Here is a 16,048-nt window from a genome sequence, read left to right as displayed (position 1 = left end):
ACCTCATTAAAACATCCTTGTCCAACCTAAGATTAGACAAGGATTTAAATGTGTAAGTACTATTAATACGTATTACGTTAATAAGTGCGGCTTGTTTTTGTAGGTCTCCCACAAAAATTCACCAAATAGCGTGTTTGCCCAGGCAAACCATGGTCGACTGAATTTTTTAGCATCGTCTTTATGGAAAGACTCGTGCATAAAGCCCGTGCCTGCATTGCTATTTTTAAGAATGTTTACACACTTTTTAATTTCAGCGTCATCTACGCTGGTTAAGCCGCGAATGATAACGCTTAGGGGCCATATACGATCTTTACCGGCGTGCGGTCCGCCAATACCTTCGCCGGCAGCGCCTTTGTAAAAGAATGGGTTGTTTGACGATAATAAAAGCTTACGGGTATTTTGATAGATAGGATCCTTAACTGACATAGCGTCCAAATAAGGCATGCCCAGCAACGAGGGTACGTTAGCATCGTCCATTAGGTTATAGCTACCGTAGCCATTTACTTCATAAGCGTATATCTTACCGTAAGTTGGGTGATTAATGATAGCATGTTTTTTCAAAGCTGTTTCAACCTCCAAAGCAAGGGCGGTAAGCTCTGCGGCAAGTTTAGTGTCTTTAGTAACAGCAGTGATCAGGGCAGCAGCCTGACGTAAGCTGGTCACCGCGAAAAAGTTTGACGGCACCAGGTATAGATAAATTGTAGCATCGTCACTTGGGCGGAAAGCCGAGCAAATCAAACCGTTGGGCCTAACCGGGTAACCGTAACCATCCATAGGCACACCGTCTGTAGCCCAGGCTGTTTTACGCTGAAACCTGTACGGGCCAGGATTTTGTTTACGCTGTTGCTCTTTAAAGGTTTTTAAAGTTAATACAATTGCCTCTTTCCATTTAGCGTCAAATGGTGTTGTATCGCCGGTTACTTTCCAGTAACGGTGCGCCAGCCTGATAGGATAACATAATGAGTCTATCTCCCATTTACGCTCATGGATGCCCGGCTGCATTTTAGTTTCGTCGGTTGCCCACTCGCCTACTTTTTTAGGATCGTTATAAAACGCGTTGGCATAAGGGTCTTTCAACACACATTTTGTTTGGTGATTAATAACGCCTGCAACCAGTTGTTGTAATTTTTTATCTTGCTTAATAAAGTGCATGTATGGGTATACCTGCGCACTGCTGTCGCGCAACCACATGGCATCAATATCGCCGGTTATCACATAAGTGTCCGGCCTGCCATCTTGCTCGGTAAAGGTTACGGTAGTATCCAGCGTGTTAGGGAAACAGTTGTTAAACAACCAGGTAAGCTCTTTGTCTTTAACATTTTTAGTAAACTCGGCAATAGCACCCTCAACAGATGAGCTTGTAAAGTTTCTTTTTGCTACCCTTACCTCCGGGTATCCGGCCTGGGCAAATGTAGGCACCTTACTTAGCAGCAATGACGCGCCAAGTAAGCCGGTGTTTTTCATGAAAGTTCTTCTTTGCATATTGTGTTTAAGTTTAAATATCAAGACAGCAACCGCCATTAAACAGCCATGTCCATTATTTACAGACTTTAATTTTTGTTATTTGAAATGTAGATGTATACTTTGGTTAATACTTTTCAATACTATAATTTTTACCGCACTTAAGCAAATTATATTTTAGTCGTCCCAGTTTACCATAACTATTATTTTTAATCATTAAAAGCGTTTTAATTTGGCAATTTGATGATGAGAAATTGCGAATCTTTAGTAACAACTCGTAACAATTAAAGAAGCGTGAAGACAGGTATTAGCAGCACAAACCCTATGATATTGCAGTTCGGTTGTTTATAAGTGTTTTGGACGGCTGCATTACATAGGGTCACCAATAAAAAATGCCATCCCTTTTAAGAACAGCATTGTTTCTGGGTAGGTAAGAGGCTACTTAAACCACTTTTTATGCATAGCCACCTTTATGGCCGATGCTTTGTTTGACACATGGAGCTTATTGTAAATATTGGCTGTATGCTTACGCACGGTATGCGGGCTTATAAACAAGCGCTCGCCTATCTGCTGGTAGTTCAAGCCATCAACAATACGTTGTAGTATTTCTATTTCCCGATCAGACAATACACTATCCAACTGTGGTTGCTCATCTTGCTTAACTTCTTGTACCGATAAACTGGTACGCCTTAAAAGCATCAGCGCCTTTTGCGCAATCCGAGGCGACATAGGCACACCACCCTCGTATATACTTTCAGTTATAGCTTTTAAAATGACAACGGGTTTTTCGTCTTTCAATAAATACCCACTGGCGCCGGCCCGTATAGCTTCAAACAGCTTTTCGTCATTATCAAACACGGTCAGCATCAGGCAAAGTACGTCGGGGTAAATTTCTTTAGTAATGGCAACGGTTTCAATACCATCCATATTGGGCATCTCAATATCCATCAATACCAATTCAGGACGCTTTTCTGTGGGCAGGTTATTCATCTGCGTTAAAAAATCGTTACCGTCGCAAGCCATCAGCATCACGTCCAGCTCTTCGTAGTATGATAATTGTTCTGACAGAGTTGTGCGCATTAAACGCTTATCATCAACAATTGCTATCCTGATGCCCATTTTTACCAACTTTTATAGGGTGAATTAAAACTCTTATAAACATAACCTTTTTTAAAGAAAAAGGCTGCACCCCTAAAGCGCAGCCTTTTTTAGCATTGTTTAAAAGCTTAGAAATTAAAGCCTAAGCGCAGACCTAAAAAGCCGGTGCCGCTATAACCTTCATAGCGTATGCTTGGATCAAATGCGCCCAATTTAGCACCTACCCCTACCGAGTAAGTAAATTGTGTGCTACTTACAGATGTTACGCCACCTGTAGTGCCGGTAATTGTTGGCATGTAAACCCTGGCAATTGTAAAACCACTTTCGCCCAAGCCATATATTACGTCGCTCAGCATATATTTGTAACCCACTTTAATCGGGATGTTTAACTGCGCCTTCATATCAACACCGGTAACTTTCTTAGGCAAGAAAGCGATAGCACCAGTTGTTGCAGTAATTGCACTGGTTTCGTCAAGGTTGTAAGCAAGACGTAAAGTTGCACCGCCACCAAAGTTGTAGCCATTAGCAAAGCTGCCAATTGGCAAGCCGCCTTCAAGGCCTAAGCCAACAGTAAGGCCCTTGTCTTGCGCAAACATTTTGGTTGATGCTAATGCTAAAAGCATTACCAATGTTAAAGTAAATTTTGTTTTCATTGTTGTGATTTGTTTGAGTGCGATAAATTAATTAGTTTACTGTCAATTGTTTGACGCCGCTAAACTCCAACAATTACGGTCTCACATCAATACTACATTTGCGTTATTTTTTGATATCCATCACCTAACTAAACCACAACGAAATTTTACAAATAACGCCAACTATCGGAACAATTTGGCCTCGTCGGTCTTTAATACCGAGACAACAATACCACAGCACAAAACGTTCATGACTATTAAGCAGCATACACTGCTAAGCCCATAATATAGAAAGGTAATTTGGCTACAACCTCCCCTGCTGTGGCGTCAGTGTTAATAATGGTTAACGGTTAGCTTGTAGCAAACTAAATGTTCACCCAATTCTTAATGTTGTATACTTTGCCTTTGTAAGTCCCTTTTTTGCTGGCTTTACCTTTACCGTTTTGCCACTCGAGCATGGTTACGTTATACATGCCTTTCTCGAAATTGAACGTGGTGCCATCATCCTCAAATAGCTGTGTCGCGCCGGCTTTTTTGCCGTAAACATAGCAGGTAATGTCAAACACGGTGTTTGGCGCCACAAACTCTACAGGCTTGGCAATTGGTAGTATAGTACCCTCTTTTATGAAAATGGGAATTTGAGTTAGCCCTGTTGTTATGGTGTACGACCGTCCGCCTGCATATAGCTTGTTGGTGTTATAATCGTACCAGTTACCTTTGGGCAAATACACCTTGCGGGTAGATGCGCTATCGGCCAAGGGAGCGGCCAGTACATTGTCGCCTATCATATACTCGTCCCAAACGTTATAGGTGTTTGTGTCTTCGGGATAATCAACTACCAGCGCCCTGAACGGTGGCAAACCGTCTTGGTTATATTTAGCAAAAGCCGAGTATAAGTAGGGGATAAAACTCATCCTGAAGTTTAACAACGTACGCACGTTAGCCTCGGCCTCTTTGGCGTTTGGCAGCATCTCGCCGCGGTTGTTTTTATCGCGATCATACTGTAACCAGGGCGGGCTTTTTAGGTACCAGCTGTTAAACACGGTTTGCGATGACAGTATAGCTGTCTGGGTACGGCGGCATAGCTCTGTAACAGAAGCTGACTCCCTCACTTCAGGCGACCATAACAATCCGGAGAAGCCCGAATTACTGATCATCCTGATGTACTCTTGATGCACATACGTATCGCTGTACAAAGACACCGGATACGATGATGCGAACCCGTTTAGCGACCGGATGTTAAAGTACGACCGCTTGTTCGACTTCTTGTAGTTACTATACATAGTCTGAAAGTACAACGTGCCAAACTGCTGATGCATCTGCTCGCCATCGATACCAGAGGGGAACTGCGTTTGATCAGGGAAGGCCCAAACTGCCCCACCTTCGGACAGATTTGAGTTATCGCATTCGTCCATTTTAAACGAGGCTATGCCCTGATCAACAAAGGCTTTCTTGTGGTAGTCGGCAAATATGGAGGAGGCTGTTTTGCCTGCAAAGTCGGGTACCAGGCCGTTCCATACCTTATAGTCGCCTGCCGCGCCGGCCAGCGCACCGAAGATCGGCGAAGCCGGGTTTATATAGGCGTGCTCCCAAAGATTAAGCTTGATGCCTTGCGCTTTCATTTTGTCTATCAGTTCTTGCGGGCTATTGAAGTACTCGGGGTTCCAAACATATGAGCATGAGTAAGCGGTTGTTTGCCACTTGGGCTCCAGGCCGAATACGTCGCAAGGGATATGGTTATCGCGGAAGTAGCTAACCATGTTGTATACATCCTGCTGCTTGCTGTCGGCTTTCATGCGGTATTGCAGGCCCAGGCCCCACATAGCAGGCATTGCACCACCTCCGCTAAACAGGTTATAGCGCTGCAAGGCGGTCTTCAATGTCGGGCCGTTGAAGATGAATACATCTCCGCCCTTTGCGCCCGGGATATCCACGATTACCTCGCCTGAGCGGTTGTTGTTCTTGTAGAGGTCCTCGACCGTTTGTGCTGATGCGCCGGCGCCCGTGTTAGCGGTTATATCCCCCTTAACCTGCTTGTGCGTACCGCAATAAAAGGTGGTATAGCGCGACGTGTTAATGAAGATACCATAACCTTTGGTTGACAGGTAAAAGGTTGTTGGCGCATGGGTATATCCTAAGTCGTTTAGGGGGTTATCATTGACAATGGGCCTGCGGCGCAAGCCTTTTTGCTTGAACGACCCGATCTGCAAGCCAAAGCCATACAGCTCTTCACTGTTCGCTAAGGGGATATGTATGATGCTGCCGCGTGGCGTTACCTCTACACGGATAGACTTAGGGTCAAAGCTTGCTGTAACTGCGGGTAGGGCAGCCATAGCGGCTGTCTTCGGTTTCTCTTGCAGCAGGTTATAGGGTGAAAACTGATCTACCTCGCCCTGGGTTACCCGGGTAACGCCCGGCGCCATCTCCTTAATTTGTTGCGCCATAACGGATATGCTGATGGTAAGCGCTAACGCGACTATACCTGCTGTTAATTTATAAGCCATTTTGTTTACCATTTTGCCGTAATTTACATGGATCAGCCTAATAATAAAAATGAATGTTTACCGAGGCGACGCCGCTTGTTTCACGTGCGTGTGACACAAGTGAAACAGATGAAACAAGATATTGAATCAATTAATTGATTATAAGGCAATTGCAAAAATACAGTGAAACAAAATGAAACAAGATTTTGAGTTAAATATTTGATATTAAGATATTTACGAATCCGCTAAAAATGAAACAAATTTAGGAATTGACGACGGGATTATTGTAGTCGACATCATTAGATGCTCTCTAACAGCGTTTTAGTAGGCTGATACGGCCATTGGTGCAGGCCACCGGGTAACCTGTATAGATCATCTATATTTTAATAAAAGCGGAACTATCAAACCAATAATAATGACAAACGAGGGTGTTCTGGCGGTTAAACCAAATGCAACCAAATAAAATCATTGCTTGGTAAACCGGTCACTAATAGCGGGGTGTAGGCCCCTGCTATTACATGCGTAAACGGATGCTATAACGGCAAGGAGAGCGGTTAAAAGTCAACTAGCTTATTGTTCCGCTTCAACTGAAAATAATGAAACCAATTAAACAAAATTGGCAAGGTGAAAGCTATAGGAATAATTATTACCGGCATGCTGGTTAGCACAAAGCCAAGAATTATCAATATTGTAACCACGATTAGTACGTAGGCTGCATTTTTACGAGCCAAAATAGATTCTAAATGAATAATATTTACTTGCTTTTGAACATTGTACTCATCAATAGCTGATCGAAACTGCGCTAATAATATCTCAAGGGGCTCGATGTTGCAAAAGTTGTTATTTACTGCAAATTTCCTTTTAGTTCCATCTAAAAAGCCCAAAGTAAAAACAATACCATTCTTCCCATTATAGATATAGTAATATTTCAATTTATTGAAAGCGACGTGTACAACTGTTGAAGATAATTCTAAATTCATTTCCGTATCGGATAAACGCGCTGTACCAGTTTTTTTTAAACGGTGTTTATTAAATAAAAAAAATGCCATGCCTGCGCTTATGGCCAAAATAACGTCCAGCACCACCGCATCTTTTAAGAAGATATAGCATAAAAACAACATTAACGGAACAACAGCGAACGATCCAAGGAACAAAATATAAGGCGTTACCTGATCGGTATATTCAAACTCACATTCTTTCATTTTTGCGCCCTACTTCTGTAAACTCTTCCAAATAATATCAAATACATCCGTAGGCTGCACATTCGTCTCCACCTCATCAGTAATCAATATTGCTTTGTATTCATCAGCAACATTAGCGCGCCCGTGGGACCCTTTAACCAGCGTTGCATCCAGCGGAATAACGTCCATTACATAGCGGAAACCGGCCAGCTTGCGGGCCAGTTTATAGGCAGCGCGGGCCTTTGAGGTCATGAACATTTCGACAGGGTCATAACCTGGCTTTTTGTGGATGTCTACGCAGCGGGCATAGTCGGGCGCTACAGCATCATTGAGCCAAAAGTAGTAGGTAAACCAGCTTTTTTCGTCAGCTACCACCACGATATCGCCCGCACGTTCATGGTCTATGTGGTGTTTCTTTTGGGCCGCGCGATCTAGTACGAGTTCTACGCCTTTTACATTTTTCAGCAAGGCGGTTACCTGTTCGGTTACCGATGAGTCATTGATGTAGATATGTGCTATCTGGTGGTCGGCAACTACGAATGCTTTCGACGCACCTGCATCCAGCAACTCCAGGCCGTTCTCTATCCTTATCTGTAACAAGCCATTCTCGCGGAACAGGCGGTTTAAATGCACCGGGTTGTTAACCGGGGCAATGCCGTATTCGGATAATATAATTATTTCGGCATTTTTTGCCTGGTAAAACTCGATTAATTGCTTTAAAACCGTGTCTATTTCCTGTAATTCTTTCTGTATTTTGGTAAAATCCGGACCAAATTTTTGTAAACAATAATCGAGGTGCGGTAAATAGATGGTGGTTAGCGTGGGGTTATGCAGGTCGTCATTAATCATCGACGCATCGGCTATCCATTGTGTGGATTTAATGTTAGCGCCCGGTCCCCAAAATTGAAACAGCGGAAACTGGCCCAATTTCTCCTGCAACGTATCGCGCAGTTCCGCAGGTTGCGAGTAGCAATCAGGCGCCTTTCGGCCATCGGCCAAATATTGAGGGCGAGGGGTTACCGCGTAGTCGGCAGTTGAGTACATATTGTACCACCAAAACATATTGGCGCTGGTGAACGACGGATCTTCGTGCTTAGCCTTATCCCAGATCTTATCGCCAATAACCAGTTTGTTTGACTGTTTCCAGAATTTTATTTCCGAATCAACACGGTCATACCAACCGTTACCAACAATACCGTTTTCTGCCGGCCATTTGCCGGTTAGGTAGGTTGACTGTACCGAAGTAGTAACGGCAGGCAGTACAGGTTCAATGGTGGTAAGGTGCCGTTCGGCTATATATTTCTGTAGAAAAGGGGTATGCTCGCCAATTACTGATTTCGACAAACCTACAACGTCTATAACAACTGTCTTTCTCATAGTTTTTATCTATAATTGTTCTTTAACCCAGTTCAATTCGCGTGCTATCGAGTCGCCAATAGGCAGTTTTTTCTCATCAGGCAATACCGTCCAGGTGTAGGTTTCGGCCTCCATGTGGTTAGTAAATGGTTTGTTTTTTTGGATCTTTAACACCTCAACAATATCCGATTGAGTAGATTGAACCGGTCCGTAATCTTCGGTAAATATCGGCACATGAAAATGCGCCCGCCATTGTTTAACTAACGGGTTTTCAATATCCGCCAAAGCCTCTGGCAAATCCGCGTAGCGGATAACGTTACCGCCAGTTATTTTGGCTACTACCTGGTGCAGGTAAGTAGGCTCGTCAAAACGCTCGAATGATTCTTTGATTGATTGGCGGGTGCCTGCGCCTTCGGGCAAGTCGGCCTTTAAAGCGGCGCTGATCTGTATTTTACCCACCTTGATACCTTTAGCCTCCAGCTCGTCAATAACGCGCTGGTGCGGCTCATAACCTATGGCAAAGTGGCAAACATCATAGCACAAGGTAATGTGTTGTTTTATCAGTTGCTCCGCTTCGCTGGCGCGCAGATCAAACGTCCTGCTTACGCGGGTAAGCGCACGGGGCAACAAAAACTCTTCGTACCACTGGATAAATTCGTTGCCGGTTTCTAATATCCCGTCGGGTTCAGGCTCAATGTCCAGGTGTAGTACTACACCCGTTTCACGGTATATTTTAATCAGCTCTTCGGCAACCTTTGCAATGTTATCTGTAGCTGTATTTGCAGCCTTTAATAAATCACTTTCGGTAGTAAACCAATGCCTATAGCTTAGTGGCGATGTAGAGATGCCGCCATCCATACCCACCGGGAGCAGCTGCGCTAATGTCCTGAACATGCGCAGGGTATAGTTAACCCGCAGATCAGTTGTCCAATCGGGTGCGTGCACCTGATCTTTCACCACGGTGTTATGAAATTCACCGTAGGGGAAACCATTCATGGTAAACACGTAGGCATCATGATCAGTAAGCCATTGTTTAAGCTGCGCGATGTTGTCTCCCTGCTCCAATTCCACTGCAGCGACGTTAGACAATCTCAGGCCTATCCCCATAGCTTGACTTGGCGAGACCTGCGCCTTAATCCCCGGGAAATTTTGCTGCAGCGCTAAAAAGTGCGACGGCCAGTCCTCGCCGGGGTGAATGTTTGTACAGTAGGTTAAATGTCCGTTAGATAGTTGCATAGGTATTTATGTTTTGGCATTGTATGCCGGGTGAATGTACCGCGTTATTTAGCCGACGCTAACGCCCGCATACTCACCCCGTAAAGCGTCACCTGCTTGTTTAATCAATTGCGCATCCATCTCATGCACTTCAACACCAACTCCAATTTGTTCAAGCAGCATAATGGTTAACTCACCGCCAAGGTGCTCTCTAAACTCTTGCAGGCCTATCAGTATCGGGCTGTCTTTGCCGCTAACTTCTAAAAAGGGGTGTGTTATTTCAAAGCCTATTTTTTTTATCAAATTGATAACCCGCCGGGTTTCGGCTATTGTAAGGCGGCCGGATAGGTTTGAATAAACCGTATCCAAGGCTATGCCCATGGCTACAGCCTCGCCGTGCAGCACTTTAAAATTGGTTAACTGCTCCAGTTTATGCGCGCTCCAATGGCCAAAGTCCAGCGGGCGGGATGAGCCTTTTTCAAATGGATCAAGCCCGGCAATGTGGTTCAAATGCAGTTCGGCGCAACGCTTTATCAGGTATTTCATGGTGTCCATATCTCGGGCCACCAGGGCATCTGTATTTCGCTCCAACCATTCAAAAAATGTGGCGTCTTTTATCAGCGATACTTTAATGGCTTCGGCAATGCCTGAGCGGTAATCGCGGTCGCTTAAGGTTAATAAAAACTGATCGTCGTTAAACACCGCCACCGGCGGAACAAACGTCCCTAAAAAGTTCTTTTTACCAAAGTAATTGATGCTATTTTTTACCCCAACGCCCGAGTCGTTTTGAGACAGCACTGTAGTGGGTATCCTGATATGTTTAACCCCACGATGCGACACTGCGGCGGCATAACCCACCATGTCTAGTAACGACCCGCCACCAATGGCAGCAACGTAGCTATGGCGGTCTATAGCGTATTGATGGATAACATCCAGCATTTTGCTAAAGTGGCTTTCGTCAATTTTAACGGTTTCGCCACCGGGCATTAGTACAATTTCAGGGATCAGCTGCGCCGCTGTATGAATAGCAAAGTAGCTACGGATTTTATCAGCAAGGTGGGGCGTGGCTTTTAATACATCCTCGTCGACCACAAACAGTATTTTTTTTACTGAGGCTGATGTCGAATCGGCCTGTAAAAAATCATTAATACCTGTGTTAGCTAATTCAAAAAGGCCGGATGTAAAAAAGACCTTGTATTCAAACTTTACACTAAACGACTGCTGTAAATATTCCATAATCAATTAGCGAATATCCTAAACATAACGTGAATATCCTTTATCTATCCAAAATTTGACGGAAAAATTGAGGTTGGGTTGGAATGGCATATTGTAGGGACGCAATGCTTTGCGTCTCTACATCAGGGATTTTACGTTACCGCGAAAGCCTTAGCAAACCACATTGATAGCGGCAGCAAACAGGCAATAAACATACCTGCCCACATACTACCAAAAGCGGCGGCCCATGCGGCATCCATCAGTATCAATGATATTACGCCTGCTTTTACGGCTTTACCAATATTTGGTCCCACGGGGTTTTTTATAGCGTTTATAAGCGGTGTAAATATCATCCAAACAAAAGGTAGCAGGAATAATATAGCCATTGATTGCGCCTGGCTGATAGAGAAATACAAGATGGCCAATATCACTGTAGCATATAATACTCCGCCTATGTAAAGATTGCGCTTATTACCTCCATGCACCTCGCCCTGACTGATCATGGTGATAGAGAAAATGTAGATGATGGGCACCGCCGCCAGGTAATAAAACTGCGTAAGCATGGGCACAATAACACTGATACCCAACAATAAATTAAGCCCACGGCATAACCCCATATTAAGCGGACCAATAAACTTAATATGCTTACTAACCTTGTTGTATAGCAGCGCGAAAAAAGCGATAGCGATAGCAATGAAACCAGCCAAATTACTGTAAGAAAAAGCAAAGCCAATACCCCACAATAATAAAAAGGCACCTAAAAATGCGGCTTCCCTCAAACTGATCAATCCGCTGGGAATGGCGCGTTCGGGGCGCTCCTTCTTATCTAACTCGGCATCAAAAACATCATTAAAAACAATGCCGCCACCATAAAGGCCCATGGTTGACAAGCATAACAATACTACCGGGTAAAAGCTGGTTGGCTCAAATTTTAGATTGAAAAAATAGCCGGATATAGCGATACCAGCCAGCACATCGGCAACCGACGTTACGATGTTTGCCGGCCGCATTAGCCTTAAATATACGGTTAGCTTGCCTGCCATGTTTTAGCCTATAATGATAGACGATTTATCTATGCGAAGCTGTTGGCCGCCGCGCAAAATGGTGTTGCCTTCAAACTTCTGGCTTTGATCTATCGTGCTGCCTGCTGTAGCAAAATCAGCCTCGTCAATCTGGCCGCTTTGCGCAAACGCTGTGATGGCGTTACCATAGGTAATCAGTTCGATATCAGCATCGCTGATGCCGCGCAGTTTCATCAACGCTGCGGTTTTAGGCACAGCCAGCGGGTCACTGATACCCCAGTCGGCTGCCGAGTTTATCATGATGCGGTCTGAGCCGTATTGCTTAGCTATCTCCACCATACGCTCGTTACCCATTTTGGTGAAAGGATAGATAGTAAATGCCGCCCAAAAACCACGGTCGAGCACATCTTTTACCGTCTCTTCATTATTATGATCGACAATGACCATGCGTGGGTCAAGGCCATGCTCTAAAGCAATGTCCATGCTGCGTTTGGTGCCGCCCTTTTTGTCGCGGTGCGGGGTGTGTATCTGTACGGGTAGTCCGGCTTCTTTAGCCAATTCAAGCTGTGCACGGTAATATTTTTCTTCGGCAGGGGTTTGGTCGTCAAAACCAATTTCGCCAATGCCTACTACGCCTTCTTTGTAGATAAATAACGGCAAGATCTCCATCACCTGCTCGGCCAAAGCTTCATTATTGGCTTCGCGCGAGTTTAGGCCGATGGTGCAATAATGCTTAATACCAAACTGCGACGAGCGGAAGCGCTCCCAGCCTATTAAACTGGCGTAATAATCTCTAAAGGTATCTATCCCGGTGCGGGGCTGGCCCAGCCAAAAGGCAGGTTCAATCAGCGCTACAACACCAGCGTCGGCCATGGCCTGGTAGTCGTCGGTAGTGCGCGATGTCATGTGTACATGCGGATCGAAAAATTTCATGCCCTTTATGCCATCCAAACTTATGGGTGGCGAAAGCGGTTCGTTTTTTACTTCATCAAACGAGTGGGTACAACACATATCTTTCTCTGTTTATTGGCCGGTCAGGGTATCCCAGCTTAGTTCATTATTTTGTATAGCCGCTATCAGCTCAGGGTATTTATCTAATAACGCTTTTGCAGGTTGATAGTTTGATTGGCTGATGGCCAGCGCGGCAGCTTTGCGGTCAACCAATTTACCATCCTCAAACAATTTCTTGATATCCGCAAAAAACTGATCATCTAAAAACGGACCAACCAAACGCCATTGTTTAGGGTTGGTCTCGCGGCCCGCGGCCCACCGCTCGTGCGCGTAATCACTGATGATATGGGCCAGGTCTTGATTGGCGCGTTCATCAATGCCTATGATCTTATTGATATCCTTATCCGTAAAAAAAGCTTTTAACACCAATTGGTTCCAGGCAGCTTGTTCTAAATGTTTGGCCGGGTAAGGGTTGTGGTACATAATGGCTTCCAGCACATCGCCGATGTTGCTGCGGATACCCTCGGCGCAGCGCTTAACCCATAATTCGGGATAAGGCAATACGGGCAGGGCCGAGTATAAGGAAACCAGCTCACCCATTTCTGCGGCTAAAAACAGATTCTCGACAACACCAAAATAGGCTTCTTTATCGCGGCTATCAGCACCTACAAGCAGGTAAACGCGTATCAATCGATCGATACTCCAACCCTCGACGGTAAAACCGGGAGCTAGTGTATCTAATTGGTGAACCTGTTCTTCAGTTACTGTAATAATGCTTTTACCCGTTTTACGTGGCGTAACGGCGAAAGCCGTATTTAGCGGTCGCGTTTCGTCAAGCCAGTCCATTACCGTATTAGTGGTATTGGCCCGTATAATTACTTTTAATATAGATTGCAGCGCTGTCACCTTATAAATTTATTACCACAAAGTAGTCTATAACCAAGGCCCCTGATATAATCAGCAAGCCAAAAAACTCGCGGGTGTTTTCAATAAAAGGTTTTTCGGCTTTCATGGACTCAACCAGGCTTGGGGTACGGTACTTCACTATCCAGTCTTTAACACCATCTTTTTCAAAGAAAAGTTTAACGGCATAGATCAGGTAAAATGCGGTCAACCCTAAATAAACATTGGGATAATACATGCTGAAGCAAGCCAGGCCGCAGCATGCGGCTACAGCTACATATATGGGCACCCAAAGGTACCAGTCGCTATCGTCAAAGTTAAGATAAGCAAAGCCTAAAAACGAGATGCAAAAAATTACATTTATAATGATAAAGACAATCATGGTTAAAATTTTTTGAAGAAAGAAAATTACAGGTTTATCTGCAAACTATAATTTGCATCATTGCCCGTAAAATTACATTTCAAACGTGTAAAAAATCCATTAAAATATAAGTATTGTGTAAAAAAGCGCTTACAGGTGGTGGGGGTTACCTTATAAAGTATCTTTTCAGTTTGCGGCTGACATATCGTTGCCCGGTAAAGTCAACTGTATTTTTTTGTTGCGATGCGTAAATACCACCGTGCCCGCTAAAAAAGTAAGCCGTAAAACAGGCCACTGCAAAGAACAAAGCATATTCGCCACCAAACAATTCTATGCCCATTAGCGTGCATGCAAGGGGCGTATTGGTAGCCCCTGCAAATACTGCTATAAAGCCTAACGCGGCAAAAAGCCCAACGGGTGCATCCATCAACACAGACAAAGTGTTGCCCAGCGTAGCGCCGATATAAAATAGCGGTGTAACCTCGCCACCCTTAAAGCCGGTGCCCAGTGTAATGGTAGTATAAATGGTTTTCCATAGCCAGCTCCAGGTATGTGCGCCGCCGGGGTTAAAAGCCGATTGGATAGTAATTGCGCCGGGATACTCGGCATCAACACCCAGGCTCAAATAATCGGGCTTGCCAATAATGAATGTGAGTGCAATAATGATTACACCACCCAAGGCCGGTATGGCCCATTTAGGCGCGATGAATTTATTAAAGGCATCTTTTACCCCATGAACGGATATGGCAAACAACCAGCTAGCCATACCAAAAGCTACGGACGCTATAATTACTTTGACGAATAATAAACCTTCGAAAGGGAAATAATCGCGATAAAGATGAGGGATGGCTTTTTCTATTGTGATGTGATAGGCTGTATGGTGCAGCCCCCAGGTAGTAAAGGTCAGGTCGGCCACTATACCCGCCACTAAACATGGCAGCCAGGCATTATATTGTATACGGCCCAGTGTTAAAACCTCCATGGCAAACAGTGCGCCGGTAAGCGGCGTACCAAATACCGCCCCAAAGCCTGCCGCTATACCGGCGGTTAAAATAACGGCAGTTTCGCTAGCGTCTAATTTAAACCACCGTGTAAATACATGCGCCAGGCTGCCGCCCATTTGCACCGCGGTACCTTCGCGCCCTGCCGAACCGCCGAATAGGTGCGTTATCACTGTAGCTATTAAAATCAGAGGCGTCATACGTTTGGGTACACCGCCGCCGGGCCGGTGAATCTCGTCCATAATCAGGTTATTGCCTTTATCGGCTGTGGCGCCCCAGTATTTGTAAGCGTAGTAAATAACAACGCCAATAAGGGGCAAAAAGTAAAGCAACCAAGGGTGGGTAAACCGGTAATGGATGGCCCAATTGAGCATCCACATAAACAAGGCTACGGCGCTACCTATAGCAATAGCAACAGGCACCGCTATCAGCGAGCAGCGTAATAAACGCTTAAGGGTAATGAAAAAAGACGGGGAGAAGAATTTGAAAATGGCCATGTCCTACAAAAAAATAAGCGCAGCTAGTGCTACGGGTTAATTAGTTTTTGTAGGCGCCATCAGCTTTTTTAGGGCGGTTAAATCGGAAGACACCATTTCCGTGATGTTCAAAGTTATGTATATTTTTTTAACAATCAATAGGTATGAACCCATAGATACACGGCTCAAAATATTTTGACTGGAAATTTTGATTGACGGAAATTTACAGTTAAAATTACTGTCATAAACCTTACCAATATGAAATATCTGGCCACCCTTTTAATAGTATTAAGCAGCTTTGTTGTTAAAGCACAGCTAAACTCTGACAAACTTATTGGCACTTGGGAGCTGAGCGAGTTTTCATATAACGGCAATAACGTGGTGCCACAAATACATGGTATTAAGCGCTACAAGCTTTACACGCCTACACACTTTACCGTATTAGAGATAAACTTGCAAACCAAAGTTATAACAACAAGCTTTTTAGGTACCTATACTTTAATTGACAGCAATTATGCCGAACGCATTATTTACTCGAGCGGGCCGCAAGTTAAAGCCGGTGGCAACTACCTGGCCAAAGTTAGCTTTGACAATGAAGACACCATGGTTATGGTGGCCAAATTAAATGGTTTACCTATGGATGAGCGTTGGAAAAAAGCTAAAAGCGATCCGTTTGATACAACCTCAAAATAA

Annotated in this window: 14 protein-coding genes and 1 riboswitch; of the genes, 1 reads left to right on the top strand and 13 read right to left on the bottom strand. The window is 44.5% G+C overall.

Features of this window, described 5'->3' with window-relative positions; genetic code table 11:
• Positions 1-72 precede the first annotated feature (72 nt).
• From ACFSYC_RS14320 to ACFSYC_RS14260, 13 genes are all read right to left on the bottom strand, one after another.
• Positions 73-1,482: a glycoside hydrolase family 125 protein gene (locus tag ACFSYC_RS14320; protein ID WP_377129007.1), complete on the bottom strand. Its 1,410-nt coding sequence runs from the start codon at positions 1,480-1,482 to the stop codon at positions 73-75.
• A gap of 417 nt (positions 1,483-1,899) precedes the next feature.
• Positions 1,900-2,580 carry a response regulator gene (locus tag ACFSYC_RS14315; RefSeq protein WP_377129004.1) on the bottom strand — a complete coding sequence of 227 codons (681 nt, stop codon included), beginning with the start codon at positions 2,578-2,580 and terminating at the stop codon, positions 1,900-1,902.
• 107 nt (positions 2,581-2,687) lie between these two features.
• On the bottom strand, positions 2,688-3,212 hold the full coding sequence (locus ACFSYC_RS14310; protein ID WP_377129001.1) for a hypothetical protein: 525 nt from the start codon (positions 3,210-3,212) through the stop codon (positions 2,688-2,690).
• A 344-nt stretch (positions 3,213-3,556) separates the two neighbouring features.
• Positions 3,557-5,695 carry a glycoside hydrolase family 31 protein gene (locus ACFSYC_RS14305; RefSeq protein WP_377128998.1) on the bottom strand — a complete coding sequence of 713 codons (2,139 nt, stop codon included), beginning with the start codon at positions 5,693-5,695 and terminating at the stop codon, positions 3,557-3,559.
• Between the two features lie 533 nt (positions 5,696-6,228).
• Positions 6,229-6,876 carry a hypothetical protein gene (locus ACFSYC_RS14300; protein ID WP_377128996.1) on the bottom strand — a complete coding sequence of 216 codons (648 nt, stop codon included), beginning with the start codon at positions 6,874-6,876 and terminating at the stop codon, positions 6,229-6,231.
• 9 nt (positions 6,877-6,885) lie between these two features.
• Complete coding sequence (locus tag ACFSYC_RS14295) at positions 6,886-8,232, bottom strand: alkaline phosphatase family protein (RefSeq protein WP_377128993.1); 1,347 nt, start codon at positions 8,230-8,232, stop codon at positions 6,886-6,888.
• 9 nt (positions 8,233-8,241) lie between these two features.
• Positions 8,242-9,447 carry a metabolite traffic protein EboE gene (gene eboE / locus ACFSYC_RS14290; RefSeq protein WP_377128990.1) on the bottom strand — a complete coding sequence of 402 codons (1,206 nt, stop codon included), beginning with the start codon at positions 9,445-9,447 and terminating at the stop codon, positions 8,242-8,244.
• Between the two features lie 48 nt (positions 9,448-9,495).
• Positions 9,496-10,662: a 3-dehydroquinate synthase gene (locus ACFSYC_RS14285; RefSeq protein WP_377128987.1), complete on the bottom strand. Its 1,167-nt coding sequence runs from the start codon at positions 10,660-10,662 to the stop codon at positions 9,496-9,498.
• Positions 10,663-10,793: 131 nt separating this feature from the next.
• The gene (gene eboC / locus ACFSYC_RS14280) at positions 10,794-11,684 is read right to left on the bottom strand and encodes a UbiA-like protein EboC (RefSeq protein ID WP_377128984.1); all 891 of its coding nucleotides are present in this window, start codon (positions 11,682-11,684) and stop codon (positions 10,794-10,796) included.
• Positions 11,685-11,687: 3 nt separating this feature from the next.
• Positions 11,688-12,674, bottom strand: coding sequence for a TatD family hydrolase (locus ACFSYC_RS14275; RefSeq protein WP_377128981.1), 987 nt, complete (start codon positions 12,672-12,674; stop codon positions 11,688-11,690).
• Between the two features lie 12 nt (positions 12,675-12,686).
• Positions 12,687-13,520, bottom strand: coding sequence for an EboA domain-containing protein (locus tag ACFSYC_RS14270; protein ID WP_377128978.1), 834 nt, complete (start codon positions 13,518-13,520; stop codon positions 12,687-12,689).
• Between the two features lies 1 nt (position 13,521).
• Entirely contained in the window at positions 13,522-13,899 is a 378-nt protein-coding gene (locus ACFSYC_RS14265; protein WP_377128975.1) for a transmembrane 220 family protein, read from the bottom strand.
• Positions 13,900-14,044: 145 nt separating this feature from the next.
• Entirely contained in the window at positions 14,045-15,376 is a 1,332-nt protein-coding gene (locus ACFSYC_RS14260; protein WP_377128973.1) for a voltage-gated chloride channel family protein, read from the bottom strand.
• A gap of 43 nt (positions 15,377-15,419) precedes the next feature.
• Positions 15,420-15,485: riboswitch (Fluoride riboswitch) on the bottom strand.
• Between the two features lie 128 nt (positions 15,486-15,613).
• On the opposite strand from ACFSYC_RS14260, the gene ACFSYC_RS14255 reads away from it, so the two are divergent.
• Positions 15,614-16,048, top strand: a complete 435-nt coding sequence (locus ACFSYC_RS14255) for a hypothetical protein (RefSeq protein ID WP_377128970.1) — start codon at positions 15,614-15,616, stop codon at positions 16,046-16,048.

Origin of the sequence: Mucilaginibacter antarcticus (genome assembly GCF_042686155.1) — a bacterium.
In the GTDB taxonomy this organism is placed as follows: domain Bacteria; phylum Bacteroidota; class Bacteroidia; order Sphingobacteriales; family Sphingobacteriaceae; genus Mucilaginibacter; species Mucilaginibacter antarcticus.
Note: the sequence above shows the minus strand (reverse complement) of the source record. Positions and strands in the feature narration are given on the sequence as shown.

Excerpts from the sequence above, each read along its gene's own strand:
- ACFSYC_RS14320 (WP_377129007.1), bottom strand. The coding sequence starts at position 1,482 with ATGCAAAGAAGAACTTTCATGAAAAACACCGGCTTACTTGGCGCGTCA.
- ACFSYC_RS14315 (WP_377129004.1), bottom strand. The coding sequence starts at position 2,580 with ATGGGCATCAGGATAGCAATTGTTGATGATAAGCGTTTAATGCGCACA.
- ACFSYC_RS14310 (WP_377129001.1), bottom strand. The coding sequence starts at position 3,212 with ATGAAAACAAAATTTACTTTAACATTGGTAATGCTTTTAGCATTAGCA.
- ACFSYC_RS14305 (WP_377128998.1), bottom strand. The coding sequence starts at position 5,695 with ATGGCTTATAAATTAACAGCAGGTATAGTCGCGTTAGCGCTTACCATC.
- ACFSYC_RS14300 (WP_377128996.1), bottom strand. The coding sequence starts at position 6,876 with ATGAAAGAATGTGAGTTTGAATATACCGATCAGGTAACGCCTTATATT.
- ACFSYC_RS14295 (WP_377128993.1), bottom strand. The coding sequence starts at position 8,232 with ATGAGAAAGACAGTTGTTATAGACGTTGTAGGTTTGTCGAAATCAGTA.
- eboE (WP_377128990.1), bottom strand. The coding sequence starts at position 9,447 with ATGCAACTATCTAACGGACATTTAACCTACTGTACAAACATTCACCCC.
- ACFSYC_RS14285 (WP_377128987.1), bottom strand. The coding sequence starts at position 10,662 with ATGGAATATTTACAGCAGTCGTTTAGTGTAAAGTTTGAATACAAGGTC.
- eboC (WP_377128984.1), bottom strand. The coding sequence starts at position 11,684 with ATGGCAGGCAAGCTAACCGTATATTTAAGGCTAATGCGGCCGGCAAAC.
- ACFSYC_RS14275 (WP_377128981.1), bottom strand. The coding sequence starts at position 12,674 with ATGTGTTGTACCCACTCGTTTGATGAAGTAAAAAACGAACCGCTTTCG.
- ACFSYC_RS14265 (WP_377128975.1), bottom strand. The coding sequence starts at position 13,899 with ATGATTGTCTTTATCATTATAAATGTAATTTTTTGCATCTCGTTTTTA.
- ACFSYC_RS14260 (WP_377128973.1), bottom strand. The coding sequence starts at position 15,376 with ATGGCCATTTTCAAATTCTTCTCCCCGTCTTTTTTCATTACCCTTAAG.
- ACFSYC_RS14255 (WP_377128970.1), top strand. The coding sequence starts at position 15,614 with ATGAAATATCTGGCCACCCTTTTAATAGTATTAAGCAGCTTTGTTGTT.